The organism is Streptomyces sp. NPDC025651, from assembly GCF_055558735.1.
On record NZ_JBVHLZ010000018.1, the window covers coordinates 34,123 to 58,731 of the forward strand.

Genomic DNA, 24,609 nt, shown 5'->3' on the forward strand with positions numbered 1-24,609 from the left:
CGGCAACTGAAGGGATCTGACGGCGGTGCGGCCCCGCCCGCGAGGGGCGGCGCCGCACCGGTCTCCTACTCCACCGTGCCCAGCGACAGCGCGAAGCGGTTCCTCTCGTCCGTCCACCAGTGGGTCAGCTTCAGGCCCGCGGCACGGAGTTCGCCCCGTACGCCGTCCTCCCTGAACTTCGCCGAGATCTCCGTGCGCATCTCCTCGCCCGCGGTGAAGTCCACCTCCAGGTCGAGCGCCGGGATCTTCACCGTCTGGTCGGCCGTGGAGCGCAGCCGCATCTCGATCCACTCGCGTTCGCGGTCCCAGACGGCGACGTGCTCGAAGGCGGCCGGATCGAAGTCCGCCGCCAGCTCGCGGTTGATGACCGACAGGACGTTCTTGTTGAACGAGGCCGTCACGCCCGCCCCGTCGTCGTACGCGGAGACGAGCACCGACGCGTCCTTGACCAGGTCCGTGCCGAGGAGCAGCGCGTCACCGGGGGAGAGGAGCCCGCGGACCGAGGAGAGGAACGCGGCGCGTTCGGCGGGCAGCAGATTGCCGATGGTGCCGCCGAGGAACGCGACCAGGCGCGGCCCCGGCGTGCCCGGCAGCGCGAGACCGCGCGTGAAGTCGGCGATCAGGGCGTGCACGTCCAGCGAGGGCCGCTGCGCGAGCAGCGTGTTCGCGGCCCCGGTCAGCGCGGTCTCGCTCACGTCGACGGGGACGTACGTGTGCAGGGACGACAGGGCGTCGATGAGGTGGCGGGTCTTCTCCGAGGAGCCCGAGCCGAGCTCGATGAGCGTGCGCGCGCCGGTGACCTCCGCGATGCGGGTGGCACGGGTGACCAGGATCTCGCGCTCGGCACGCGTCGGGTAGTACTCGGGCAGGGTGGTGATCTCCTCGAAGAGGGCGCTGCCGCGGGCGTCGTAGAACCACTTGGGCGGCAGCGACTTGGGGGTGCGGGTCAGCCCGTGCAGGACGTCGGCGCGCAGCGCGGCGTCGGTGGCGTCCTCGGGCAGGGTGCGGGTCAGCAGGAACGGGCTCACGCAGGGGGCTCCTTGAGCGGGGTCAGCAGTACGTCGGTGCGGCTGGCGGCGAGCAGTGTGCGGTCGGGCACCTCGCGCCAGTGGGGGTCGTCGTCGTAGGGCTCGGAGGCCACGACGGTGCGGCGGCCGGGTTCCGCGAGATACCAGAGGGTGTCGCCCCAGGCGGTCGCGGCGATCGTCTCGCCGTTGGTGAGGAGGAGGTTGAGGCGCGAGGCGGGGGCCGCCTCGGCGATCTCCAGGACGGTGTCCGCGAGGGCCTGGCCCTCCTCGTCGCCGCGGCGCAGCCGGGAAAGGACGAGCGCCCACACCAGTGCGGAGTCGCAGCGCGCCTCCATGGACAGGAGTTCCTCGGGCGGCAGTTCGCGGGTGAGCGGCGCGATCGAGCGGGGCCAGCCCGCCACCGCGCCGTTGTGGCTGAACAGCCACGGCCCGGCGGTGAACGGGGCGGCCGCGGCCTCCCCGTCCGCGCCCGCCAGCGTCGCGTCGCGCACCGCGGCGAGCACCGCGCCGGAGCGCACCACCCGGGCCAGGTCGGCGAAGGACGGGTCGCCCCAGATCGGCGCGGCACGGCGGTAGCGAGCGGGCACGGGGTCCCCCTCGGCGTACCAACCCACCCCGAATCCATCGGCGTTGACGGTGCCGTGCCGCTGCATCCGGGGCGCCCACGACTGGCGGTACAGGCCGTGCGCGGGCTCGACGAGGAGCCGTCCCAGCGGCTGAGGCGGGCCGAGGAAGGCGAGGTGACGGCACATCAGACGAGCTCCGCGGCTTCGGCGGGGGAGACGTCCCGGGCCGTGCGGAACCCGGAGAAGATCTGCCGTCGCACCGGATGGTCCCAGTTGCGGAACGTGCCGCGGCAGGCCACCGCGTCGACGGAGAACGCCCCGCCGCGCAGCACCTTGTAGTCGCCGCCGAGGAACACGTCCGAGTACTCGCGGTAGGGGAAGGCGGCAAAGCCCGGGTAGGGCAGGAATCCGCTCGACGTCCACTCCCACACGTCGCCGATCAACTGCCGCACTCCGAGCGGGGATTCGCCCGCCGGATAGCTTCCCGCGGGGGCGGGCCGCAGATGGCGCTGGCCCAGGTTCGCCCGCTCGGGCGTGGGGTCCGCGTCGCCCCAGGGGTAGCGCATCGACCGGTCGGCCACCGGGTCGTGGCGGGCGGCCTTCTCCCACTCCTCCTCGCTGGGCAGGCGCCGGCCCGCCCAGCGCGCGTAGGCGTCGGCCTCGTACCAGCTCACGTGCAGCACGGGCTCGTCGGCGGGCACCGGCTCGACCGTGCCGAAGCGGCGCCGCAGCCACCGGCCGCCCTCGTGACGCCAGAACAGCGGGGCGCGCAGCTCGTTCTGACGGACCATCGCCCAGCCTTCGGGAGCCCACCAGCGCTCGTCGTCGTAGCCGCCGTCGGCGATGAAGCGCTGGTACGCGGCGTTCGTCACCGGAGTGGTGTCGATGAAGAACGGCGGCACCAGGCGGTGGTGCGCAGGGCGTTCGTTGTCCAGGGCCCACGGCTCGGTGGAGGTGCCCATCGTGAACGGGCCGCCGGGGACCAGGACTTCGGGCGGCCCCGTGAAGGGCGCGCAGGGCTCCGGGTCGGGGGCGGTGAGCGCGGTGGGGCCCGAGCGCAGCTGGTGCGTGATGAGCATCGTCTCGTCGTGCTGCTGCTCGTGCTGCGCGATCATCCCGAAGGCGAACCCCGCCTCGGTCAGCGCGGTGCCGTGGAAGGGCGTCTTCTCCAGGACGTCGAGGGCGTGGCCCCGCACCTCGGCCGCGTAGCCGCGGGCCTCGGCGGGCGCGAGCAGCGGAAGGCTCGGCCGCTCGGCGCGGGGATGCTCGAAGGCGTCGTACAGCGGATCGATCTCGGGCCGCATGGCGTCGCGGCCCGCGACCGCGCGCAGCAGCCACTGCTCCTCCTGGTTGCCGATGTGCGCGAGGTCCCAGACCAGCGGCGACATCAACGGCGAGTGCTGCGCGGTCAGTTCGGTGTCCTCCACACAGCTGGTGAGGAGGGTGGTGCGGTCCCGGGCGGCCAGGAGCGCGGCGAGCGCGCGCTCCCTCAGGGCTTCCGGGTCGGCGGTGGAGCCGGTCATCGGAGGGCGTCCTTCCCAGGTGCGTCGTGAAGTCGGGGGGTCTCGCGCGCGGCGTCGAGCAGGTCGTCGGCCGGGCAGCGGCCCCGCGCCACGTACTGCGCCGCGTACGTCTCGACGGCGTCCCGCACCGTCGTGCCCACGCCCATCCGGGGCAGCGCGTCGACGGCGGCGGCGAAGCAGGTCACGGCGGCCTCGCGCAGCTCGGGGTCGGCCGGGCCGTGACGCGCCGCGTCCAGCCAGAGCGGGCTGTGCGGCGCGGGGGGCGAACCCGGCGGCCCGTCGCGTTCGGCCAGCGGCTTGACGGCGCGGTAGGCGGACTCGGCCGCCTCCGGGTCGTCGAACAGCGCGGCGGTCACGGCGAGCGGCACGATCCAGCCGTCCTCGCCCGGCTGCGCGTCGACCATGCGCAGCTCCAGGTGGCCGCGCGGGCGGACCGGCGGGAACAGCGTGGTCAGGTGGTAGTCGAGGTCGTCGCGGGTGGGCGGGCGCGGCACACCGCCACGGGCCCCCGCGCCGTCCCGGGCCCAGGCGCGGAAGCTGAGCCCTTCGGGCACGCTCCAAGGCCCTTCTCCGGGCGCCCTCTTGACACACATGACCGGCGCGTCCATGGCGTGCCGGGTCCAGGTCTCGCGCGGCTCCCCGTCGAGCGGCGGGGCGCCGGATCTGCCGGGCTCGATGCCCGCCCACACGGCCTGCCGGGTCGACCGCCAGCCGGTGGGACGGCCGTCCTGCAGCGGCGAGTTGGCGAACGAGGCGACCAGGACGGCACCGAGGAGATGCGCGAGCCGCCAGCGCCGCGCGTAGCCGAGGGGCCCCGGCTCCTCGTACCCGGCGTCCAGGCAGATCTGCACGGACGCGGTCGAGCACATCATGCGGCGCCCGGCGGGGCCGCCGCGGTCGAGGCAGGACTCCAGCGCGTCGTAGCGGGGCTCGCGCAGGATCCGGGCCGGTGGGCGCCACGGGTCGGTGCCGAAGCCGCTGAGGGTGAGGCGGTGGGGGCGTAACGCGTCGTGTACGGCGCGGAGATCGGCCCGCATGGCCGAGATGACTTCCGTCAGCGAGGCGGCGGGCAGCGAGCTGAGCTCCAGCTGGCCGCCGGGTTCGACGGTGACGGACGAGTGCAGGGACAGGTCCCGCAGAGCGGCGTAGGCCGCTTCGAGGCGGGCGGTGGGTACGGGCAGGTGGGGCAGTCCTGGCTCGTGGACGAGCCACTCCAGTTCGACGCCGGTGGTGCGAGGTGGTCCCGTCTTGAAGCAGATACCGCGGACCAGCGCCTCGACCTCGGCCTCGGACACCGCGTCGCGCACCTGGGCGGGATGCGTCGTGCGGTGGTTCGTACAGTCTCCCTCTGGCATGGTGGGGATCCCTTTCGTCAGTGGTGCTCGTAACACCCAAAACCCTCAAGGGCGTTCGCACAAGAGTGCCCCTAAGGCCGTTCGCGCACCGGGAATTTCTGTTGCGCTGCCCGACGCACACAGCTCACCATGCGTTCATGAACGACACGGGGGACGACCTGGGGCACCGCACGGGGGTGCGGGCATGAGCGCGCGGCTGCGCGGCATCGCGCAGGAGACGGAACAGATCGTGGCCGCGGGGGCGTACACCGCGCCGGGCGGTCGTGAGGTGGGGATCGCCGACGCGCTGGCGGCGGCCCGCGCCGGTACGCGCATGGTCGGGCCCGCCCCGGTGGACGTGACGCCCCGCGCGCCGGTGGCCACGCTCTTCGAGGTCACGGGCGAGAGCACCCTGGAAGCGGCCCGCAGGCTCACGGCCTCCCGTGCCGAGGGGGACACCGAGGGGGACGCGGACGCGCCGGTGGCCGCGCTGAACTTCTCCTCCGCGCGCAATCCCGGCGGGGGATATCTCAACGGCGCCCAGGCGCAGGAGGAGGCGCTGTGCCGCGCCTCCGCGCTCTACGCCTGCCTCCTGGAGGCCCGCGCGTTCTACGACCACCACCGCGCCGACCGCGACCCCTTCTACAGCGACCGCGTGATCCACTCGCCCGGCGTCCCGGTCTTCCGCGACGACCGGGGGCGGCTCCTCGACACGGCGTACACCGTCGGCTTCCTGACCTCGGCGGCGCCGAACGCCGGGGTGATCCGCAGCAGGACCCCCGAGCGCACGGCCGAGATACCACGCGCCCTGGCCACGCGCGCCGAGCGGGTCCTGGAGACGGCCGTCGCGTGCGGGTACCGCCGCCTGGTGCTCGGCGCGTGGGGCTGCGGCGTCTTCATGAACGACCCCGCGCAGGTCGCGGGCGCCTTCCGGGCGCTGCTCGGCGAAGGCGGCCGGTTCGCCGGGCAGTTCGAGCACGTCGTGTTCGGGGTCCTGGACCGCACCAGGGGCGCGGTCACGCGCGGCGCCTTCGAGAAGACGTTCGCCGCGGAAATCAGCGCCAGCCGTAGCGCTCCTTGAGCCGCAGGACGACGAGGTTGAACCGCCCGCGGTCCAGCGCGCACGCCTCGCGCCGCATCCCGCGCTCGTGCACCCGCAGGACCCGGTCGACGTCCACCCAGGAGTCGCGCCCCTCGCGGTCCCAGGGCCCGCTGCCGATCGGCACCCACTCGCGGTCGTGGTCGTGGCGCTTGCTGGACAGTTGTACGGCGAGCAGCGTGCCGGACGCCTCACGGGCGACCACGAGAACCGGGCGGTCCTTGCCGCGCCCGTCGTTCTCCTCGTACGGCACGAACGTCCAGACGATCTCCCCGGGGTCGGGGTCGCCGTCGTGCTCCGGCGCGTACTCCGTGCGGACCCGGCCCACCTCGCGGGGCTCGGCCTCGGTGGTCGCGGTGGCACCCGAGCGGCCGGGCGAGTCGGACATGTGCGGGTCATCGATGTAGGCAGTCACACGGGTCACCGTAGGACCTGTCCGGCCCAATCCGCAGAGCGGGACCGCCGGATGACCCGCAGGCTCGGTCCATGGTGCTACGACACATGCGCAACCTCCGGTCCCTCGTCGTCCTCGCCGTCGCGGGCTCGGTGCTCGCGCCGTTACCCGCCGCCTCCGCCCTCGTCTTCGCCCCCGAGCCGGGCCCCGCGCCCGCGGCGCACGCCGCCGCCCCGCCGCCCCGCACCACCTCCGCCTGGCTCCCCTACTGGGACCAGGACGCCGCGTACAAGAACGCCCTGCGCCACGCGGACCAGCTGCACACCGTCAGTCCCTTCTGGTACGAGGCGAAGGCGGCCGGGCGTGTCGACCCGCACCCCGGCGCGGGGGAGCGGCGGATCGTCGACGGGCTGCACAGGGCGGGCGTCAAGGTCGTGCCGACCGTCATGGAGAAGATGCCGCCCGGCGCGCTGGCCGCCGTCGTGACCGATCCGCGCCGCCGCGCCACGCACGTGGAGACGCTGCTGCGGGTGGTCAGGAGCCGCGCCTACGACGGCCTCGACCTCGACTACGAGACCATCGCGCCCACCGGTGACGCCGCGTACGAGAAGGTGCGGGCCGGGTACGCCACGATGGTCGCCGACCTCTGCCGCAGGCTGCACACCCTGCGCAAGCAGTGCGTCATCACCGTCTCCCCGAAGACCGCGGGAACCGGCCGCGTCTGGGACTACGAGCGGCTCGGCGCCGCCGCCGACCGGCTGCGGATCATGGCGTACAACCTGCACTGGGCCGAGGGCGCGCCGGGGCCGCTGTCGACCCCCGCCTGGTACGAGGAGATCCTGCGCCGCGCCACCGCCGAAGTGCCGCGCCGCAAGCTGGAGGTGGGGCTGCCGGCCTATGGCTGGGACTGGACCGTGGGCAAGCGCGAGCGCGCCCGGCATCTGACGTCGAGGCAGGCCGAGGCGCTGCGCCGCAGGGTCGGCGCGCCCTACCGCATCGACCCCGCCTCGCGTACGCCGCACTTCACGTACAAGGAGGGCGGGACCCGGCGGACGGTCTGGTACCAGGACGCGCGCGGGACCGCCGCGCATCTGCCGGTGCTGCGGCGGCACGGCGTGCGCAACACCGTGCTGTGGGCGCTGGGCTTCGAGGATCCGGGGCTGTGGAGGGTGCTCGCGCGCTCGTGACGCGGGTGCGGGTGCCGTTCATGACGCGGGTGTGACGTGATGTGGCGCCGGATGACGGCGGACAAGGCCGTGTGACGGCGATGTTGCGGCTTCGTGGATGGCCGTATGACGCCTTGTGCGGGCTCGCCCAGGTGACTTAATTTCTGAAACTAAGTCATTTACGTGACTGGGTTGTCTGTGTGGCTGAGTCATTTACGTGACTGAGTCATTTACGTGACCGGGTCATCTGCGTGACTGAGTCACCTGGAGCGCGTCACCGGGCAGGGGGAAACGCAGTGAGACCGGAAGGCATGCGGCGCGGGAACGCCTCGGCGGTGCTGCGCGCGGTGGTCACCGAAGGGCCGCTGCCGCGCGCGGACATCGCCCGCTCGACCGGGCTCTCCGCGCCCAGCGTCACGAAGCTGACGGCCGTCCTCGTGCAGGCGGGCCTGCTGCGGGAACACGCCCCTGCCGAGGCGACGCAGGGGCGCCCCCGGGTGCCCGTCGGCGTCGACCCCTCAGGGGCCGTGGCGCTCGGCGTCCACATCGGGCTGCTGCGTACCACGCTCGGCCTCGTCGGCCTCGACGGCACGGTGCTCGCGCAGCGCGTCCTCGACCACGGGGCTCCCGGCGACGGAGGCCTTGCGCCGCCCCGCGTCGCCGACCAAGCGGCCGACGGAGCACGGGAGTTCCTCGCCGGCCGACTCGGCGGGCGGCGACTGCTCGGCACCGGCATCAGCCTCGGCGGCTGGGTCGACGGCGAGCGCGGCGTCATCGTCGAGCACGGTGCGCTCGGCTGGCGCGACGTACGCCTGGTCGACCTGCTGGACGGGCGGCTGCCCGGCCCCGTACGCCTGGAGCAGAGCGTGCGGGCCGCGGCGAGCGCGGAGCTGTGGTTCGGCGCGGGCCGCGAGGTCGACGATTTCGTGCACATCTTCTTCGGGAACGTCCTGGGCGCCGCGCTCGTGGTCGACCGCGCGGTGCACCGCGGCCCCGGCGCGGCGGCGGGCGGCATCGAGCACCTGCCCGCCACCGACGAGCCGGGCGCCCGCTGCCCCCGGTGCGGCACCGGCTGCCTCTCGCTCCTGGCCAGCGACACGGCGGTCGTCGCGGCGGCTCGGGCCCGGGGGCTGCGGCTGCCCGAAGCCGGGCGGCTCCCGGTGGAGCACCTGGTCGCCGCGGCACGCCCCTCGGGGAGCGGCGCCGGCGACCCCCGCGCCCAGGACGTCCTGCGCCGCAGGGCCCGCCACGCGGGCCGCGCGGTCGCCACGGTCGTCGACCTGCTCAACCCGAGCAGGGTCGTCCTGGCGGGCGGCATCGTCGCCGCGGAGGAGTACCTGGACGACCTCCGCGCGGAGGTGACGTCCCGAGCTCACCGCGGCTGGGACGCCGCGACCCGGATCGTCCCCGCGAGGTTCGGCACGGGCCCCCTGCTCGTGGCCTCGGCGATGCCGCTGCTGGAGGCGGTGTACGAGGACCCGATAGGCACGCTGGGCCTGCACGGCCAGGTGGTGGCGACATCGTGAACGTGAACACGCCGCCGCGGCAAGGAAAAGGAAGCAGAGGGCTTTCAAGGCTCTCAGGGGCTGTTAGGGCTCCTGGAGAGGGCGCGCTCGTGCTGCGGGCAGTGCTCGCGGGGCGGTCAGGCGGTGGTCGCGCGATGATCGTGAACGCGGCACCGGAGCGCGGGGAAGCGGAGCGCGGGACACCGGAGCGCGGGACACGAGCGTTCTTCCGCTGCCCGGACGCCGTCCTGCCGACCTGTGGCCCCGGCCGCGTCACAGCTGCGCCCTTCGGCTCGGGCGTGCTCGGGTGTGACCGCCGGGCGGTGGTCGCGGCATGAGCGGCAGCGCGGCGGCCGGGCCCGAGCGTTGGGAGCTCTTCCGGGTTGCGGTCAGCGCTCGTACCGAGTGGCTGGTCCTGCGGGTCACCGGTGCGGACGGCACGCGCGGCCATGGCGAGTGCTCGGACGCCGGGAGCCTGGCGCAAGTCGTCCAGCGGCTGGCCTCGGGGCCGCCGGTGGACGGTGAGGGCGGCTTCCTTACGCGCACCGTCGCCGGAGGCGTGGAGCAAGCCTGGGTCGATGCCGCCGCGCGGCGCGACGGGCTGGCCCTGTGGGACTGGCTCGGCGGGGAGCATCCCGGTGAGATCGAGCTGTACGCCAACATCAACCGCGTTCCCGGCGGTCGGTCGCCGGGCGACGTCGCGGCCGTCGCGCGGGCCGCCGTGCGTGACGGGTTCCGTGCGGTCAAGCTTGCCCCCTTTGACGTGGCCGATCCCCACGGGGAACTCGCGCTGCCCGCTCTGGGCCTCGCCCGGCTCGGTGCCGCCCGCGCCGCCGTGGGGGCTTCGGTCGCGCTGATGGCCGACGCCCATGAACGGATCCCCCTCGACGAACTCGCCCCGCTGCTCGGGCCGTTGGCCGACCTGGGTCTCCACTGGCTGGAGGACGGCGTCGGCATCGCCCGCCCCGATGAACTCGCCGAACTGCGCTCCCTGACCGAACTCGCGCTCGCCGGTGGTGAGTTCGCGTGCGACATCGGCGAGGTCGAGAAAGTCCACGGGCTGGTCGATGTGCTGATGCCCGACGTCAAGCACGCCGGCGGCACCCTCCGGGCCCGCGACCTCGCCCGCTCCGCACCCGGTGCCCGGATTTCCTTCCACAATCCCTCCGGGCCCGTCGCCACCCTGCACGCCGCCCACCTCGCCGGTGTGTGCGGCGACTCGGCCGAGCCGCTCGAATACGCCTACGGAGAGGTGAGTTGGCGCTCGGCCGTCGTGCGCGGCGCCGAGCGGATCGGTGAGGGTCGTCTCACCCTGCCGGACGACGCCCCCGGCATCGGGCTCGACCTCGACACCGACCACCCGGCGGTGACCCGCGTGTGGAGCGGCCGTCTCGAACCGCACCCCTCCTGTCACCACTGACGCACGCCCCCCGGTGAGCTCTCCCGGCACACCCACACCCACACCCACACCCACACCCCCACCCACAGCTACACCCACGCCCACACCCACACACGCACCCACACCTCGCCCTCGCACACACCCGCCCCCTTTTCTGGAGGCCCCGTCATGCTCCCGACATCCACCACGAACTCCTCCGCGATATCCCGGCGTTCACTGCTCACCGCTCTCGCCGCCCTCGGCGCCGGAGGCACCCTGTTCGCGCTCCCCGCCTGCCGCTCCGCCGTCGACGAGGCGGAGAGGAGGGCTGGCGGCGCCGCCAGGGGCGGCACATTGAAGATCGCGCAGACCGCCGACGTCGCGCCCGCCACCCTCTTCGGCCACAACAACCCGAACTTCACGCTGGCCCGCACCGTCTTCAACACCCTCACCGAGTACGACCACAGGACCCTGCAGCCCAAGCCCTCGCTCGCCGAGTCGTGGCGCGAGGCCGAGGACGGCAGGTCGATCACCCTCAGGCTCCGCAAGGGCGTGACCTTCCACAGCGGTCGCCCCTTCACCTCGGCCGACGTCGCCTTCGCCGTCGGGAACCTGACGAAGGACACGACCGCCTCCCAGCTCAAGCACGTCGCCCAGGCGATCACGAAGGTCGTCGAGGACGACGAGCACACCGTCACCCTCGAACTCGCCCACCCCGTCAGCAACCTCTTCGACCTCTTCGAGCTCCTCCTCATCGTCGACAAGGAGACCGTCGACGACCTGGTCAAGGGCACCAAGTTCGTGGGTACGGGCCCCTTCCGCGTCGTCGACCGCCAGCCCGGCACCGGCATCGAGCTCAAGCGCAACGAGACGTACTGGAAGAGGGGCGCTCCACTGCTCGACGGCATCGAGGTGTCCGTCGTCACCCAGTCCACGTCGATGGTGTCGAGCCTGCGCTCCGGCGGCACCCACCTCCTCGTCGACGTCGCGCCCCTGGACGCCGCCGCGATCAAGAACGACCCCCGGTTCGAGGTGACCGTCTCCGACGCGCACGACTCCGCCTTCTACGTCGCCTCGAACGTGAAGGTGAAGCCGCTGGACGACAGACGCGTCCGACAGGCCGTCGCCTGGGCCGTCGACCGCGAGCGCGTCCTGGAACAGGTCCTCGGTGGCATCGGCACCGTCAGTTCCCTTCCCTGGGCGGCGAGTTCACCCGCGTACGACAGGACGAAGGCCGCCCACTACAGCCGCGACCTGACGAAGGCGAAGGCGCTGATCGAGGCGGCGGGCGCACGCGGCAAGCGCGTCAGGGTCGTCTACAACGCGGGCCTTCCCACCAACGCGAAGATCGCCGAGATCGTGCAGTACGACCTCGGGAAGATCGGCCTGAAGGCGCGGGCCGAACCCCTCCAGGCCCCCGACTTCCTCGCCAGGCTGCAATCCGGCGAGCTGCCGGGCCTGTTCATCAACGGCCACGGCTTCGGACAGCTCCACCCGGCCACCCTCGTGAAGGGCGCCTTCCCCTTCAACGCGGACAAGAACGCCTCCAACTTCGACAGCGACGCCTACCGCGCCCTCGCCGACCGGCTCTGGAAGGCCGGCGACGAGGAAACCGCCCAGCAGGCCGCCGACGAGCTCAACGACCTGCTCCTGGAAGAGCAGTTCGTCTCCGACCTCGTCGCGAGCTCCCACACCTTCACCGTCTCCGAGAAGGTGCGCGGCCTGAACTGGACGATGTTCGACCACCTCGACCTCGACCGCGCGACGATCGGCTGACACGTCATGCTCCGATACGCACTGCGCCGCGTCCCCTCGGCCCTCGTCGTCCTCGCCGTCGCGTCCGTCCTCGTCTTCTGCGTGCTGCGGCTGGCGCCCGGGGACCCCGCCGTCGTCCTCGCCGGACCCGACGCCCCGGCGGACACCGTCGCCGAGGTCCGCGCCTCGCTGGGCCTCGACGGCTCGCTGCCCGCCCAGTATTGGACGTGGCTGACCGGTCTCCTCACCGGAGACCTGGGCGCGTCCTTCATCCTCGGCGCGCCGAACGCCACCCTCATCGGCCGCGGGCTCGGCAACACCGTCGAACTCGCCCTCGCCGCCCTGGTGTTGGCGCTCCTGGGCGGCGGCGCGGCCGGGATCGCGCTCGGCACCAGCAGGCGCCGCACGGTACGGACGCTGCTCGGCGGGGCCGTGAGCCTCGCGCTCGCCGTGCCGCCGTACGTCACCGGCGTCCTGCTCGTCCTCCTGTTCGCCGTGACCTGGCGGGTGCTGCCCGCCTCCGGGCACCAGTCGCTGCTCGCCGATCCGGAGATAGGCGTTCAGTACCTGCTGCTGCCCGCCGTCTGCCTCGCCCTGCCCACCGGCGCGGTCCTGGCCCGCTTCCTCGCCGCGGCGCTGCGCCGGGCCCGTGAGGACGAGTACGTGAAGACGGCCACCGCCAAGGGCCTGCCGCGGCGACGGCTGCTCGGCCGACACGTGCTGCCGAACGCCCTGCCGCCCGTCGTCTCCGTCCTCGGCATCCAGATCGGCCAGTTGCTCGGCGGCGCCATCGTCGTCGAGGCGGTCTACGCCTGGCCGGGCCTCGGGCAACTGCTGCTCCAGGCCGTGATCGGGCGCGACTACCTGCTGGTCCAGGACCTGCTGCTGTTCGCCGTCGCGGTCTTCGTCGCCGTGCAGACCCTCACCGATCTGGCGCAGGCGGCGCTCGACCCGCGCGTGCGGACGGGGGGTGCGGTGTGACCACGCACAGGAAAGCCGCGCAGGAGCCACCCGTACAGCACGAGCCACCCGTACATGAGGCGGACGCCCTCCCTGCCCCCGAACCCCGCCCCGGCCGCCTCCGCCGCCCCGGCCGCCTCCGCCGCGCCGTCCGCTCCCGCGCCCCGCAGAGCCCCGCAGCCCGAGCCGGACTCGGTCTCGTCGTCCTCCTGGTGCTGCTCGGCCTCGGCGCGCCGCTGCTCGCCGGGCAGTCACCGCTCGACCAGGGCGCCGACGCGCTCGCCGGGCCGAGCGGCCACCACCTGCTCGGCACCGACGAGTTCGGGCGCGACCTCTTCAGCCGCGTCCTGTACGGCATCCGCCTGGACGTGCTCCTCGCCTTCAGCGCGGTGCCGCTGGGCGCCGTCACGGGGATCGCGCTCGGGCTCGCCTGCGGGGCGCACCCCGCGGTCGACCTGGTGCTGCAGCGGGCCTTCGACGTACTCCTCGCCTTCACCGCGCTGATCCTCGGCGTCACGCTCGCCGCGCTCCTCGGCCCGGGCACCGACGCCGTTTTCTGGACCGTCGCGGGAGTGAACGTGCCGCTCTTCGGACGGATCGCGCGCGACGCGGTCCTGTCGCAGAAGGGGCGCGAGTACGTCGTCGCGGCCATCGCCCTCGGCGCGAGCCGACGCAGGATCCTCCTGCGCCACATCCTCCCCAACACCCTCGACCCGCTCATCGTGCAGAGCGCGCTCTCCCTGTCCACCGCCGTCTTCATCGAGGGCGCGATGAGTTTCGTCGGCATCGGCGTCACGCCCCCCGATCCTTCGCTGGGCGGGCTGCTGCGCACGAGTGTGAATTTCCTCGGGGACAACGCGGCGTACGCGATCGGTCCGATGGTCGTCGTCACCGGCCTGGTGATCGGATTCAATCTGCTCTCCGACGGATTGAACAAGGGGTTGTCGAAACGATGAACACCACGCGGCACGGCACCACTGATTCCACCGCCTCCACCGACACCTCCGGCACCACCGCAGTCGTCACGGGAGCCGCCCGGGGCATCGGACGCGTCGTCGCGCTCGACCTCGCGGCGCGCGGGCACCGGGTCGTCGCGGTGGACGTCCTGGAGGCGGTCGAGGAGCTGGCCGACGCGGGGCTGCGGCCCGTCGTCGCCGACCTCACCGACACCGACGCGCCCGAGCGGATCCTCGACGCCGCGGACCCCGGAACCGCCGCGGCCGAGCCGCCGCGCACTCTCGTCAACTGCGCGTACGCCGAGGAGCGCGCCGCACTCCTCGACGGCACCGACGACGGCTGGGACCGCACCTTCGACGTCAGCCTCACCGCCGCGGTCCGCCTGGCCAAGGCCTTCGCGCGGCGGCTGATCGACACCGGCCGCCCCGGGGTGATCGTCAACATCGCCTCGGTGCACGCCCAGTTCGCGGCCCACGCGTTCGGCCCGTACTCCGCCGCGAAGGCGGGACTCGTCGCCTTCACCCGCACCGCCGCGCTCGAATGGGGGCCGCACGGCATCCGCGTCAACGCCGTCGCGCCCGGCCTCGTCGCCGTCGAGCGCAACGCGCACCTGCTGGAGGACCCGGCCGAGCTCGCCGCGCGCGTGCGGCCCTATCCGCTGCGCCGCCCGGGCCGGCCCGAAGAGGTGGCCCGCGCCGTCGCGTTCCTCGCCGGTGACGACGCCTCGTACGTCACCGGCGCCGTCCTGCCCGTCGACGGCGGGCTCGCCGCACGCATCCCGGAGACCGGCCTGTGAACGGAGTCCGCCCCCGCGCCCGACGCCTCTTCACCAAGGACGTCGTGATCCGCTGCGACCCGGGACCACGGCGGCCGTGACGATGCCCCGGCAGCCCGCGGTGACCCGCGGGCTCCACGGCGCCTACGACGCCGGTTCCGCGTGCGGGACCGGCGCCGGCCACCGCTCGTACCACCGCTGGTCCGCCTCCAACTGCGCGGCCAGGGAGATCAGGAGCGGCTCGCTGCCCGCGGGGCCGAGCAGCTGCGCGCCGACGGGAAGCCCGCCCGGCGTGCGCCCCGCGGGGACGTTGACGCCCGGCCAGCCGAGCACGTTCCACGGCCACGCGTAGGGGCAGGCGGCGATCATCGCCTGGTCGGTGCGCAGGGAGCTCATCGTGGACAGGGTGCCGATCCGCGGCGGGGGAGCGGCCGTCGTCGGCGCGATCACCACGTCGTACGTCGAGAAGACCGCGCCCACCTGACGGTGCAGGGCGGCCTCGGAGCGGCGCGCGAGGCGCAGCGGGGCGCCGCCCAGCAGCCGCCCCATGCGCGCCGCTTCGCGTGTGCGCCGGTCCAGGAGCGAGACGTCGGGCACCTTGCGGGTCCACTCCGCGATGCCCGCCGTGGCGCGCGGCACGAACGTCAACCCGATCTGGCCGTAGCGCGGATCGGCCGCAGCCACGTCGTGCCCCAGCGCGGCGAGGCGCTCCGCGAGTGCCACGACCCGGTCCCTCACCACGGGGTGCAGCTGCTTGGGCGTCGCCGTGAACGGCATCCGCAGCGACAGGGCGATCCGCAGCCGCCCCGGGTCGCGGGTCGCGGCCTCGGCGGCGCGCACGGCGGGCGGCCGGTGCAGATCGCCCGCGTGGCTGCCGCTCGCCGCGTCCAGGAGCAGCGCGGCGTCCGCGACCGTCCTGGCCAGCGGGCCGTTGACGGTGATGCCCTGGAACGCCTCGGGCCACGGCCACGTCGATATCCGCCCGCGCTGCGGCTTGATGCCGACCAGGTGGGTCCAGGCCGCGGGGATGCGGACCGAGCCCGCGCCGTCCGAGCCGAGCGCGGCGGGCACGAGCCCCGCCGCGACCGCGGCCGCCGAGCCGCCGGACGAACCGCCGGGCGTGTGGCCGGTGTTCCACGGGTTGCGGGTGTCACCGAAGCCGGGCCCCTCCGTGAACGGCCACTGGCCCAGCTCGCACGTGTTGGTCTTGCCGACGATCACCGCACCGGCCGCGCGGAGACGGCGCACGGCCTCGCAGTCCTCGGTCTGCGGCGGAAAGTCGCCCCTGCACCCGAACGCCGTCGGCTCGCCCGCCACGTCCATGTCGTCCTTCACCGCCAGCGGCACCCCGAGCAGCGGACGGTCCGCGGAGGCGCCGCCCGTGGCCAACTCCCGGTCGGCGGCGTCCGCTTCGGCGAGCGCGGCCTCGGCCCGCACCAGCTTGAAGGCGTTGAGGACCGGCTGCGACGCCTCGATCCTGGCCAGCGTCCGCTCGGTCAGCGCACGCGAGGACACCTCTCCCTCGGCCAGCGCGCGGGCGGTGCGCGCCAGGCCTTCGGCACGGTCGGCAGTCATGTGGGGGACACCTTCGCTCGACGACGGGTGTCCGAACGTTAACCGGCGAGTAGGGCAACGCGGAACGGCGCAGGGGAAGTTGTGAAACGGGGGGGGGAAGAGAGAGGCTTCGCCTGCCCGCCGGAGGGCCCCGCGGCACCATCTGCAAGGATTGCCGGTGTCATGGTGCAGATACCGAAGCAGCAGCCCGCGCGGCGCTCCGTGCCGACCAGCGCCGACGTCGCCCGCCTCGCGGGGGTCTCGCGCGCGACCGTCTCCTACGTCCTGAACAACACCAGCGCCGTCCGCATCAGCGAGCCCACGCGCCGCCGCGTCCACGAGGCGGCCAGAGAGCTCGGCTACGTCCCGCACGCGGCCGCCCGCAGCCTGCGCGCCGGGCACAGCCGCATGGTGCTCATGCCCACCGCGGAGGTCCCGATGGGGCCGCTGTTCAGCCAGTTCTTCAACGAACTGCAGTGGGCGCTCAGCCGGTTCGACTACACCGTCGTGCAGTACGCGAGCCTCGGCCTGACCGGCGAGGACGCCGCGCGCGCCTGGGCCGAACTGCGCCCCGTCGCCGTCCTCGCCCCCGACGCCTCCGCGCTCAACGCGCGCGGCGTGACGGTCCTGAAGCGGTCCGGCGCCAAGGCCGTCTTCACGCTCGGACCCCACCGCGTCGAGGGCGCGCACGCCCTGCTCATGGACGGCCGCAAGGTGGGCGAGGCGGCGGCCCTGCACTTCCTGGCCCGCGGGCGGCGCCGCATCGGCGTCGTCGTCCCCGAGGAACCGGGCCTGGAGAACTTCTCGCGGCCCCGCCTCGAAGGCATCCGCCAGACCGCCGAGGCCACCGGTACGACCGGGGCGTCGGTCACCGCGCTGCCCCTCGCCTACGACGAGGAGGCCGCGGCACGGCTCGCGGCGCGCTGGCGCTCACTGGGCCTCGAGGCCGTCTTCGCGTACAACGACGAGTACGCGATGCTCCTGATGCGGGCCCTCCAGGACGAGGGCATCACGATCCCCGACGAGACCGCGGTGCTCGGCTCGGACGACCTGATGCTGGGCAGGCTGCTGCGGCCCCGGCTCAGCACCGTCCGCATCGACCTTCCGACGGGCCGCGGTCTCGCCGAGCTCGTCGACCGCGTGGTGCGCGACCCGGGCGAGGAGCCCGAGGTGCACGACGTGCTCGGGGCGGACGTCGTGCACCGCGAGTCCAGCTGAGCGGCGCCTTACCGGCTCTGTCCCGTTCCTGTCACTGGCCCTGTTCCTGCTGCTTGGCCTGCTCCTCGGCGACCTGCCGGCGTACCTCGTCCATGTCCAGCTTCCTGGCCTGGCCGATGACGTCCGTCAGGGCGGCCTCGGGCAGCGCGCCGGGCTGGGCGAACACCGCCACCTGGTCGCGGACGATCATCAGGGTCGGGATGGACTGGATGTCGAAGGCGGCGGCGAGCTCCGGCTGGGCCTCCGTGTCGACCTTGGCGAAGACCAGGTCGGGGTTGGCCTCGGCGGCCTTCTCGTACACGGGGGCGAACTGCCGGCACGGCCCGCACCACGACGCCCAGAAGTCGATCAGGACGAATTCGTTGTCCGTGACCGTCTGGTCGAAGTTCTCCTTGGTGAGCTCCACAGTCGCGCTGCTCATGGTGTGTTTCCTACTTCCTGCTGTCGGGCGAAGCCGCTGTGCACAACGGCCGATGTGGCGGACGTATTCCGCCGCCTCCACGCGCGGACGGTGCCGCGTGTGTACCGGCGTGTTCCGCGCGCGTACCCGTGTGGCCACGGCGCACACCTGCCGACAGACTGTCCTCATGACGGAAGCCATCACGTACGACGTAGTTGTCATCGGAGCAGGCCCCGTGGGGGAGAACGTCGCGGACCGGGCCCGTGCCGCGGGGCTGAGCGCCGCGATCGTCGAGAGCGAACTCGTCGGAGGCGAGTGCTCGTACTGGGCCTGCATGCCCAGCAAGGCCCTGCTGCGCCCCGTCATCGCCCGCGCCGACGCCCGCCGCGTCCCCGGCCTGCGCCAGTCCGTCCAGGGCCCGCTGGACGCCGCCGCGGTCCTCGCCCACCGCGACGACTACACCTCGCACTGGAAGGACGACGGCCAGGTCGGCTGGCTGGACGGCATCGGCGTCGATCTGTACCGGGGGCACGGCCGCGTCGCGGGCCCGCGCAGGGTGACGGTGACCGCCGCGGACGGCTCGCGGCGCACGCTCGAAGCCCGCCACGCGGTCGCCGTCTGCACCGGCACCCGCGCCGCCCTGCCCGATCTGCCGGGCCTCGCCGACGTGAAGCCGTGGACCAGCCGTGAGGCCACCAGCGCCGACCACGTGCCCGGCGCTCTCCTGGTGGTGGGCGGCGGCGTCGTGGCCGTGGAGATGGCCACGGCCTGGCAGGCGCTGGGATCGGACGTGACGGTCCTCGTACGCGGCGAGGGACTGCTGCCCCGCATGGAGCCCTTCGCGGGCGAGCTGGTGGCCGAGGCCCTGACGGAGGCGGGCGCGCAGGTCCGCACCGGCGTCACGGTCACCGCGGTCAAGCGCGAGAACGGCACGGTCACCGCGACCCTGGACGACGGCTCGACCCTCCGGGCCGACGAGATCCTCTTCGCCACGGGACGCGCCCCGCGCACCGAGGACATCGGCCTGGAGACGATCGGCCTGGAGCCCGGCTCCTGGCTGCCCGTCGACGAGAGCCTGCGCGTCGAGGGCAGCGACTGGCTGTACGCGGTGGGCGACGCGAACCACCGCGCGCTCCTCACCCACCAGGGCAAGTACCAGGCCCGCATCGCGGGCGCCGCCATCGCGGCCCGCGCCCAGGGCGTTCCGCTCCTGGAGACCGACCGCTGGGGCGCCCACTCCGCCACCGCCGACCACGCGGCCGTCCCGCAGGTGGTCTTCACCGACCCCGAGGCCGCCTCGGCGGGCCTGACCCTCGCGGAGGCGGAGTCCGCGGGCCACCGGGTCCGCGCCGTGGACTACGACATGTCCGGCGTCGCGGGCGCGGGCCTCTACGCCGACGGCTACCGCGGCCGCGCCCGCATGGTCGTCGACCTGGACCGCGAGATCCTCCTCGGCGTCACGTTCGTCGGCCCCGGCGTCGGCGAGCTCGTCCACGCGGCGACGATGGCGGTCGCGGGCGAGATCCCCCTGGACCGGCTGTGGCACGCGGTGCCGGCATATCCGACGATCAGTGAGGTGTGGCTGCGCCTTCTGGAGACGTACCGCGGTTGAACGGAACAAGAAAAGGCGGACCGCTCGCGTCTTCCCGGAATCCGGCCCGTTCCCGAAGTCCGCCTGCGATTCCTTTGATTCACCGGGGAAGGAGCACTCCGTCGGGTTACCCTCGCAGCGATGAGCAAGGGCACAACTCATTGCATTCTCAAGGGCGGAGGGCAAATGGCGACGCAAGCAATAGTGGTCGGCGAATATGGCGGACCCGAAGTGCTCGAACTGACCGAGACCGAGGTCCGTGAACCGGGGCCGGGCGAGGTCCGGGTGGCCGTGGAAGCGGCGGGCGTGAACTTCAAGGACATCTACCAACGCACGGGCGTCTCCGCCGAAGAGACTCCCTTCGTGCTCGGCCTGGAGGGCGCGGGCACGGTCACCGCCTGCGGCGCGGGCGTCACCGGGCTCGTCGTGGGGCAGCGCGTCGCCTGGGCGGACGTCCCGGGGAGTTACGCGGGCGAGGTGGTGCTCCGCTGCGAACGCGCCGTCCCCGTGCCGGACACGGTCCCCACCGACGTGGCGGCCGCCGCGCTGGCCCAAGGCATGACAGCCCACTTCCTGACGCATGCCACCTACGTGGTCTCGCCGGACGACACCGTGCTGGTCCATGCCGCGGCGGGCGGCACCGGCCTGCTGCTCGTCCAGCTCGCCAAGCACCTCGGCGCGCGCGTCCTCGCCACCGTCTCCACCGAGGACAAGGAGCGCCTCGCCCGCGCCGCCGGAGCCGATGAAGTGATCCGCTACGACGGGCTGGAGCCTGCCGAAATCGCCGCCCAGGTACGGGACATGACGGGGGGTGAAGGAGTCTCGGTCGTCTACGACGGAGTGGGCGCGGCCACCTTCGAGGCGAGCCTCGCCAGTCTGCGCCCGCGCGGGATGCTGGTCCTGTTCGGCGCGGCCAGCGGCCTGGTGCCCCCCTTCGACCTGCAGCGACTCATCGCGGCCGGCTCGCTGTTCGTCACCAGGCCGGTCGGCGCCCACTACCTCGCGACGCGCGAGGAACTGCTGGAGCGGGCCGAGGCGGTCCTGCGCTGGATCGAGGAGGGCGTGCTCGACATCCGGATCGGCGGCCGCTACCCGCTGGCGAAGGCGGCCGAGGCCCACGCCGAACTCGCCTCCCGCCGTACCACGGGAAAGCTGCTCCTGATCCCCTGACCCGCACGCGGCGGGGCGCGTCGCGCGACGCGCCCCGCCGCGTGCGGGCCGCCGCGATAGGGTGCGGAGCCGTGCGCACCGCGCGGACTCCTTCACGGCGTGCGGACTCCTCAACCGGCGTCGTGGCGCACCGAGTTCCGCACAGAACCGCAGACGTGGGTGAGGCTTTCGTGACCGCTGCCGGGGACACCGACGACGTGACCACCGTGGAGGACCTGACCACTGTGGAGGACCCGACCACCGTGGAGGACGCCGGGGACACCATTCCGCCCTCGGTCGGCGCGATCCTCGTCGCCAGCTTCCCGCTCTCGCCCGGACAGTGGCTTCCCGCGCACAGCCACACCCACCACCAGCTGGCCTGGACGCGCCGCGGTGTCCTCGGCATCGGCGTCGCGGACGACTACTGGGTCCTGCCGCCCAACCGGGCGCTGTGGGTGCCGGCCGGAGTGGTGCACCGGACCGGCGCCACCCGCGACGCCGTGCTGTGCAGCCTCTATCTCGACCCGGAGCGCTGCGGAATCGACTGGACCGAGCCCATGCCGGTCGGGGTCGACGGCCTCCTCGCGCACCTGATCGTGTACCTGGCCAGGGACGACCTCGCGGACGACGCACGGCTGCGGGCCGAGGGCGTCGTGCTGGATCTGCTGGCCCCCTTGCCGGTGACCCCGCTGGACGTCCCGCACCCCAAGGACGACCGGGTGCGAGCCGTGGCCAACGCGCTGCTGCGCGACCCCGCGGACGGGCGAAACCTGGAGGCGCACGCGCGCGCCGTCGGCGTGAGCCGCCGGACCATGACACGGCTCTTCGTGCAGGACACCGGCATGAACTTCGACCGTTGGCGCACCCACCTGCGGCTGCGGGCCGCGCTGCCCATGCTCGCCGAGGGACGCCCCGTCTCGCAGGTCGCCCGCGCCGTGGGGTACACGACAGCGAGCGCGTTCCTCGCGGCGTTCCGGCGGACCCTCGGCACCTCTCCGAGGCGCTATCTCAAGGGTGACCCCGCCCCGGCCGCCCCGGCCGCGCCGTCCGGGCCGGACACGGCCGCCTGACCGGACGCGCTAACGAACGTCGCTGGTCGGACAGGGAAATTCGTTGCGCGTGGCCCGAACGCCAAGAGCAATATGAGTACTTGACCGGCTACGAGGCGCAGTTTACGTTCAGTACATGTCGTTGCAATCGCTCCACTTGCGCTCGCCCGGAGGGGCAATGCACCTCAGTACGCGGCAAATTGAGATTCTTTCTCTCATTGCCGAAGGCCATCGTGACAAAGAGATAGCGAAACATCTCGGCATGTCCGTTCGCACGGTTGATTCCCATCTGCAGCGCCTCTATGACCGGTACGGCGTGCGGAGCAGGGCGGCGATTGTCGCCAGATGGATTCTGGAAGGCGGCACCCCTCTGGGTATTCCGGTGCGGCAATAGCGGGGACCGGGTGGAGCCCCGGCGCCGGGCGCCGGAGCGTCCTGCTGCCGGTATCGTCGCCCTCTCCGGCAGGAGGAAGGGTGGAAGCGGATGGGAGCGCGGCGAGCGGGGGCGGCCGACGGCGGAACGCGGCCGCGGCGGATGGGCCGTCCGCCGATGGCGGACCAGGAGGCCGTCATCGGTGCGGCCCTGGGCATCGGCTTCACCAACTTGTCCATGTCGGCCGTCGCGGAGCGGCTCGGCGTCTCGCACTCGACGCTGTACCGCTACTTCCCCAGCAGGGACGCCCTCGCGGCGGCCGCGGCCGATCACGCCGTCCGCGCCATCGAGTGGCCCGAGCCCGGCGACGACTGGCGTGCCTACCTCTCCGCGACGGCCTGGGCGCACTGGCGACTGCACACGGCGAACCCCGGCCTCGCCAAGGAGATCACCACGCTGCGGCTCACCGGTCCCGCGCTGGTGGACCGCGACAACCGCACCGGAGTCGCTCTGCTGGGGTTCGGGTTCGCGCCGCGGGACGCCGCCCTGATCGTGGACATGCTGGCCGAACTCGTCATCCAGGCCTTCCTCGCGGTGCCGCCCGCGCGGGAGGGCGGCGACGAGGGCCGGGCCGGGCGGCGCGAGGCCGGTGAGCAGTCTGTCGACGCCGTCCAGCAGCGACGGCGCGAGCTGATCGGACCGTGGATGAGCGCCTTCGACCCGCGCCTGCGCGAGGTGCTGACCGAGGCGGTCTCGGGGCCCCCGGCGGACTGGTTCGAGCGCAAGCTGAACCTGTTCCTGCTCGGTGTCGCGGCCCTGCCGCACTGACCGGCGCCGTCGGTCCGCACTCCCCTCGCACGGCCCGGGAAAGACGTCTCCTACTTTCTGACAGGGTGTTGTAAAGTGTGCGCCGCATGGGAGTTGTACATGTCGACGAGAGTGGCACCAGGGCCGACTGTCGGCCGGTCCGGCGCGGAAGGTTGAGGCCATGAGCGGGGACCGGACGGCTGAACGCGACGAGGACACGGACCGGATGCCGGGCGTCGGAGACCAACGAGAAGAAGGCGCCGCGCTGCGCGCCCTGCTGCGCCCCGTGCGCGCCCGCATCGCGCTCGGAGTGGCGTTACAGGCGCTCGCGGGGATCGCCTCACTGGGGTCGTTCATCGCGATCCACCCGCTCGCCGTCGAGCTGTTGGAGGACGACCCCGACGAGTCGACGGTGTGGTGGATCGTCGGGTTCGCCGCCCTCGCGCTCGTGGTGCGATTCGTGGCACAGACGGTGAGCCATCTCCTCATGCACGACGCGGACATGGAGTTCCAGCTCCGCCTGCGCCGCCGCATCGCCCGCCGGCTGAGCCGGGTGCCGCTCGGCTGGTTCTCCGGCAGGAACAGCGCGACGGTGAAGAAGGCGCTCGCCGACGACGTGGACTCCCTGCACTACTTGGTCGCCCACGCCCTGCCCGACCTGACGACGGCCCTGGTCACGCCGGTCGCCGCACTCGTCTACCTGCTCGCCCTCGACTGGCGGCTCGCACTGATCACCTTGGTGACGACCCCGGTGTTCGGCGTGCTGTTCCGTATGACGGGCAAGCGCGGCGGGCGGCAGCACGAACGACTGGCGGGCGCGATCGTCGGCATCAACTCCGCGGTGATCGAGCTGGTCCAGGGCATCTCCGTGATCAAGGCCTTCGGGCAGCGCGACAGGGCGGGCGCCCGGTTCAGCAGGGCCGTGGACGACTACATGGTCACCTTCACCGCGGTCAAGGGGCCTTTGATGTCGCTCAGTTCGCTCGCCTACGCGTCGGTCAGCCCGGCCGCGATGCTGACCGCGTCCCTCGGGGGCGGCACCCTCTTCGTCGCCGCCGGCTGGACGCGGCCCGTCGACGTCCTGCCGTTCGTGCTGCTCGGCCTGGCGATCACCGCGCCCCTGGTCGTCGTCACCTACGCGCCGCAGGCCTTCGGCCAGGCCAGGCAGGCCGCGGACCGCGTGACCGAGCTCCTGGCCACGCCGACCCTTGCCGAACCGGAGCACCCGCTCACCGCCTCCGGGCACGTGGCGGAGTTCCGCGGCGTCACGTTCGGGTACACCGCGGACAGCCCCGTGCTGCTGGACATCGACCTCGTCCTGGAACCCGGCACCGTCACCGCCCTGGTGGGCCCGTCCGGCGCCGGCAAGTCGACGCTGGCCGCGCTGCTGCCCCGCTTCTTCGACCCGGACCAGGGCTCCGTGCGCATCGGCGGAGTCGACCTGCGCGATATGACGGCTCACGAGCTGTACTGCCACGTGGCCTTCGTCTTCCAGGACGTACGCCTGTTGCGGGCCACCGTCGCCGAGAACATCAGGATGGCCCGCCCGGACGCCACGTCCGCCGAGGTCCGGGCCGCCGCGCGGGCCGCCCGCTGCCACGACCGCATCCTCGAACTGCCCCGCGGTTACGACTCGGTGGTCGGTGAGGACGCGCTCCTGTCCGGTGGCGAGACCCAACGGGTCGCCATCGCACGGGCGTTGCTCGCCGACACCCCGATCATCGTGCTCGACGAGGCCACCGCGTTCGTCGACCCCGAGGCCGAAGCCGGCATCTACGACGCCCTCTCGGCGCTCATCGAGGGCCGCACCGTGCTGTTCGTCGCGCACCGGCTGCACACCATCGTGGACGCGGACCAGATCGCCGTCCTGGAGAAGGGACGCATCGTGGAGCGGGGAACGCACACCGAACTCCTGGCATCCGGACCGGTGTACCGCGGCCTGTGGGAGGCCTGCACGGACTCCGGCACCCGAGGACGGGATCACCGCATCGACGCTCCGGAGGCAGCACTGTGATCAGGCAACTCGTC

22 protein-coding genes are annotated in these 24,609 nt (G+C 73.1%); 15 read left to right on the forward strand and 7 right to left on the reverse strand.

Features of this window, described 5'->3' with window-relative positions; genetic code table 11:
* Positions 1-65: 65 nt before the first annotated feature.
* From egtD to egtA, 4 genes are read right to left on the reverse strand one after another with little or no spacing between them, the layout of a single operon-like run.
* Positions 66-1,028 carry an L-histidine N(alpha)-methyltransferase gene (gene egtD, locus ACZ4D5_RS40055; RefSeq protein ID WP_467777427.1) on the reverse strand — a complete coding sequence of 321 codons (963 nt, stop codon included), beginning with the start codon at positions 1,026-1,028 and terminating at the stop codon, positions 66-68.
* Entirely contained in the window at positions 1,025-1,780 is a 756-nt protein-coding gene (gene egtC, locus ACZ4D5_RS40060) for an ergothioneine biosynthesis protein EgtC (protein WP_467777428.1), read from the reverse strand. The genes egtD and egtC overlap by 4 nt, the downstream gene beginning before the upstream one ends.
* The gene (egtB, locus tag ACZ4D5_RS40065; protein WP_467777429.1) at positions 1,780-3,117 is read right to left on the reverse strand and encodes an ergothioneine biosynthesis protein EgtB; all 1,338 of its coding nucleotides are present in this window, start codon (positions 3,115-3,117) and stop codon (positions 1,780-1,782) included. Before egtB ends, egtC begins: the two co-directional genes overlap by 1 nt.
* Complete coding sequence (gene egtA / locus ACZ4D5_RS40070) at positions 3,114-4,472, reverse strand: ergothioneine biosynthesis glutamate--cysteine ligase EgtA (RefSeq protein ID WP_467777430.1); 1,359 nt, start codon at positions 4,470-4,472, stop codon at positions 3,114-3,116. Before egtA ends, egtB begins: the two co-directional genes overlap by 4 nt.
* 184 nt (positions 4,473-4,656) lie before the next feature.
* On the opposite strand from egtA, the gene ACZ4D5_RS40075 reads away from it, so the two are divergent.
* Positions 4,657-5,532: a TIGR02452 family protein gene (locus ACZ4D5_RS40075; RefSeq protein ID WP_467777431.1), complete on the forward strand. Its 876-nt coding sequence runs from the start codon at positions 4,657-4,659 to the stop codon at positions 5,530-5,532.
* Here ACZ4D5_RS40075 and ACZ4D5_RS40080 read toward each other — a convergent pair.
* Positions 5,507-5,938, reverse strand: a complete 432-nt coding sequence (locus ACZ4D5_RS40080; protein WP_467777508.1) for a type II toxin-antitoxin system PemK/MazF family toxin — start codon at positions 5,936-5,938, stop codon at positions 5,507-5,509. The genes ACZ4D5_RS40075 and ACZ4D5_RS40080 overlap by 26 nt on opposite strands.
* Positions 5,939-6,036: 98 nt before the next feature.
* Here ACZ4D5_RS40080 and ACZ4D5_RS40085 point away from each other — a divergent pair, with 98 nt between their 5' ends.
* The 7 genes from ACZ4D5_RS40085 (at position 6,037) to ACZ4D5_RS40115 (ending at position 14,461) form a co-directional block, all read left to right on the forward strand.
* Positions 6,037-7,131: a glycosyl hydrolase family 18 protein gene (locus tag ACZ4D5_RS40085; protein ID WP_467777432.1), complete on the forward strand. Its 1,095-nt coding sequence runs from the start codon at positions 6,037-6,039 to the stop codon at positions 7,129-7,131.
* Positions 7,132-7,421: 290 nt separating this feature from the next.
* Positions 7,422-8,636: an ROK family transcriptional regulator gene (locus ACZ4D5_RS40090; RefSeq protein WP_467777433.1), complete on the forward strand. Its 1,215-nt coding sequence runs from the start codon at positions 7,422-7,424 to the stop codon at positions 8,634-8,636.
* Between the two features lie 313 nt (positions 8,637-8,949).
* Entirely contained in the window at positions 8,950-10,035 is a 1,086-nt protein-coding gene (locus ACZ4D5_RS40095) for an enolase C-terminal domain-like protein (RefSeq protein WP_467777434.1), read from the forward strand.
* A gap of 147 nt (positions 10,036-10,182) precedes the next feature.
* Positions 10,183-11,769, forward strand: a complete 1,587-nt coding sequence (locus tag ACZ4D5_RS40100; protein ID WP_467777435.1) for an ABC transporter substrate-binding protein — start codon at positions 10,183-10,185, stop codon at positions 11,767-11,769.
* A gap of 6 nt (positions 11,770-11,775) precedes the next feature.
* The gene (locus ACZ4D5_RS40105; RefSeq protein ID WP_467777436.1) at positions 11,776-12,729 is read left to right on the forward strand and encodes an ABC transporter permease; all 954 of its coding nucleotides are present in this window, start codon (positions 11,776-11,778) and stop codon (positions 12,727-12,729) included.
* On the forward strand, positions 12,726-13,664 hold the full coding sequence (locus ACZ4D5_RS40110) for an ABC transporter permease (protein ID WP_467777437.1): 939 nt from the start codon (positions 12,726-12,728) through the stop codon (positions 13,662-13,664). Before ACZ4D5_RS40105 ends, ACZ4D5_RS40110 begins: the two co-directional genes overlap by 4 nt.
* Entirely contained in the window at positions 13,661-14,461 is an 801-nt protein-coding gene (locus ACZ4D5_RS40115; RefSeq protein WP_467777438.1) for an SDR family NAD(P)-dependent oxidoreductase, read from the forward strand. The genes ACZ4D5_RS40110 and ACZ4D5_RS40115 overlap by 4 nt, the downstream gene beginning before the upstream one ends.
* Before the next feature lie 123 nt (positions 14,462-14,584).
* Here ACZ4D5_RS40115 and ACZ4D5_RS40120 read toward each other — a convergent pair whose 3' ends face one another.
* Complete coding sequence (locus ACZ4D5_RS40120) at positions 14,585-16,015, reverse strand: amidase (RefSeq protein WP_467777439.1); 1,431 nt, start codon at positions 16,013-16,015, stop codon at positions 14,585-14,587.
* Between the two features lie 162 nt (positions 16,016-16,177).
* Between ACZ4D5_RS40120 and ACZ4D5_RS40125 the strand changes: the two genes are divergently transcribed.
* Complete coding sequence (locus ACZ4D5_RS40125) at positions 16,178-17,212, forward strand: LacI family DNA-binding transcriptional regulator (protein ID WP_467777440.1); 1,035 nt, start codon at positions 16,178-16,180, stop codon at positions 17,210-17,212.
* A 31-nt stretch (positions 17,213-17,243) separates the two neighbouring features.
* Here ACZ4D5_RS40125 and trxA read toward each other — a convergent pair whose 3' ends face one another.
* Positions 17,244-17,633 (reverse strand): thioredoxin, encoded by a 390-nt coding sequence (trxA, locus tag ACZ4D5_RS40130; RefSeq protein WP_467777441.1) that lies wholly within the window; start codon positions 17,631-17,633, stop codon positions 17,244-17,246.
* Positions 17,634-17,799: 166 nt separating this feature from the next.
* Here trxA and ACZ4D5_RS40135 point away from each other — a divergent pair, with 166 nt between their 5' ends.
* The 6 genes from ACZ4D5_RS40135 to ACZ4D5_RS40160 all read left to right on the forward strand — a co-directional run bounded on the left by ACZ4D5_RS40135 (position 17,800) and on the right by ACZ4D5_RS40160 (position 24,595).
* On the forward strand, positions 17,800-19,224 hold the full coding sequence (locus ACZ4D5_RS40135; protein WP_467777442.1) for a dihydrolipoyl dehydrogenase family protein: 1,425 nt from the start codon (positions 17,800-17,802) through the stop codon (positions 19,222-19,224).
* A gap of 165 nt (positions 19,225-19,389) precedes the next feature.
* Complete coding sequence (locus tag ACZ4D5_RS40140; protein ID WP_467777443.1) at positions 19,390-20,373, forward strand: quinone oxidoreductase family protein; 984 nt, start codon at positions 19,390-19,392, stop codon at positions 20,371-20,373.
* 242 nt (positions 20,374-20,615) lie between these two features.
* Complete coding sequence (locus ACZ4D5_RS40145) at positions 20,616-21,422, forward strand: helix-turn-helix domain-containing protein (RefSeq protein ID WP_467777509.1); 807 nt, start codon at positions 20,616-20,618, stop codon at positions 21,420-21,422.
* Between the two features lie 115 nt (positions 21,423-21,537).
* Positions 21,538-21,795: a response regulator transcription factor gene (locus ACZ4D5_RS40150; protein WP_467777444.1), complete on the forward strand. Its 258-nt coding sequence runs from the start codon at positions 21,538-21,540 to the stop codon at positions 21,793-21,795.
* 90 nt (positions 21,796-21,885) lie between these two features.
* Positions 21,886-22,602 (forward strand): TetR/AcrR family transcriptional regulator, encoded by a 717-nt coding sequence (locus ACZ4D5_RS40155; protein ID WP_467777445.1) that lies wholly within the window; start codon positions 21,886-21,888, stop codon positions 22,600-22,602.
* Positions 22,603-22,762: 160 nt separating this feature from the next.
* A complete protein-coding gene (locus ACZ4D5_RS40160) occupies positions 22,763-24,595 on the forward strand; it encodes an ABC transporter ATP-binding protein (RefSeq protein ID WP_467777446.1) in 1,833 nt (610 codons plus the stop codon).
* Positions 24,596-24,609 lie beyond the last annotated feature (14 nt).

What these genes read in the sequence shown, in the direction of transcription:
- ACZ4D5_RS40160 (WP_467777446.1), top strand. Translation starts at nt 22,763, where the DNA reads ATGAGCGGGGACCGGACGGCTGAACGCGACGAGGACACGGACCGGATG.
- ACZ4D5_RS40085 (WP_467777432.1), top strand. Translation starts at nt 6,037, where the DNA reads ATGGTGCTACGACACATGCGCAACCTCCGGTCCCTCGTCGTCCTCGCC.
- ACZ4D5_RS40105 (WP_467777436.1), top strand. Translation starts at nt 11,776, where the DNA reads ATGCTCCGATACGCACTGCGCCGCGTCCCCTCGGCCCTCGTCGTCCTC.
- ACZ4D5_RS40090 (WP_467777433.1), top strand. Translation starts at nt 7,422, where the DNA reads ATGCGGCGCGGGAACGCCTCGGCGGTGCTGCGCGCGGTGGTCACCGAA.
- ACZ4D5_RS40150 (WP_467777444.1), top strand. Translation starts at nt 21,538, where the DNA reads ATGTCGTTGCAATCGCTCCACTTGCGCTCGCCCGGAGGGGCAATGCAC.
- ACZ4D5_RS40125 (WP_467777440.1), top strand. Translation starts at nt 16,178, where the DNA reads ATGGTGCAGATACCGAAGCAGCAGCCCGCGCGGCGCTCCGTGCCGACC.
- ACZ4D5_RS40115 (WP_467777438.1), top strand. Translation starts at nt 13,661, where the DNA reads ATGAACACCACGCGGCACGGCACCACTGATTCCACCGCCTCCACCGAC.
- ACZ4D5_RS40155 (WP_467777445.1), top strand. Translation starts at nt 21,886, where the DNA reads ATGGGAGCGCGGCGAGCGGGGGCGGCCGACGGCGGAACGCGGCCGCGG.
- ACZ4D5_RS40140 (WP_467777443.1), top strand. Translation starts at nt 19,390, where the DNA reads ATGGCGACGCAAGCAATAGTGGTCGGCGAATATGGCGGACCCGAAGTG.
- ACZ4D5_RS40080 (WP_467777508.1), bottom strand. Translation starts at nt 5,938, where the DNA reads ATGTCCGACTCGCCCGGCCGCTCGGGTGCCACCGCGACCACCGAGGCC.
- ACZ4D5_RS40120 (WP_467777439.1), bottom strand. Translation starts at nt 16,015, where the DNA reads ATGACTGCCGACCGTGCCGAAGGCCTGGCGCGCACCGCCCGCGCGCTG.
- ACZ4D5_RS40100 (WP_467777435.1), top strand. Translation starts at nt 10,183, where the DNA reads ATGCTCCCGACATCCACCACGAACTCCTCCGCGATATCCCGGCGTTCA.
- trxA (WP_467777441.1), bottom strand. Translation starts at nt 17,633, where the DNA reads ATGAGCAGCGCGACTGTGGAGCTCACCAAGGAGAACTTCGACCAGACG.
- egtA (WP_467777430.1), bottom strand. Translation starts at nt 4,472, where the DNA reads ATGCCAGAGGGAGACTGTACGAACCACCGCACGACGCATCCCGCCCAG.
- ACZ4D5_RS40095 (WP_467777434.1), top strand. Translation starts at nt 8,950, where the DNA reads ATGAGCGGCAGCGCGGCGGCCGGGCCCGAGCGTTGGGAGCTCTTCCGG.
- egtC (WP_467777428.1), bottom strand. Translation starts at nt 1,780, where the DNA reads ATGTGCCGTCACCTCGCCTTCCTCGGCCCGCCTCAGCCGCTGGGACGG.
- ACZ4D5_RS40075 (WP_467777431.1), top strand. Translation starts at nt 4,657, where the DNA reads ATGAGCGCGCGGCTGCGCGGCATCGCGCAGGAGACGGAACAGATCGTG.
- egtB (WP_467777429.1), bottom strand. Translation starts at nt 3,117, where the DNA reads ATGACCGGCTCCACCGCCGACCCGGAAGCCCTGAGGGAGCGCGCGCTC.
- ACZ4D5_RS40135 (WP_467777442.1), top strand. Translation starts at nt 17,800, where the DNA reads ATGACGGAAGCCATCACGTACGACGTAGTTGTCATCGGAGCAGGCCCC.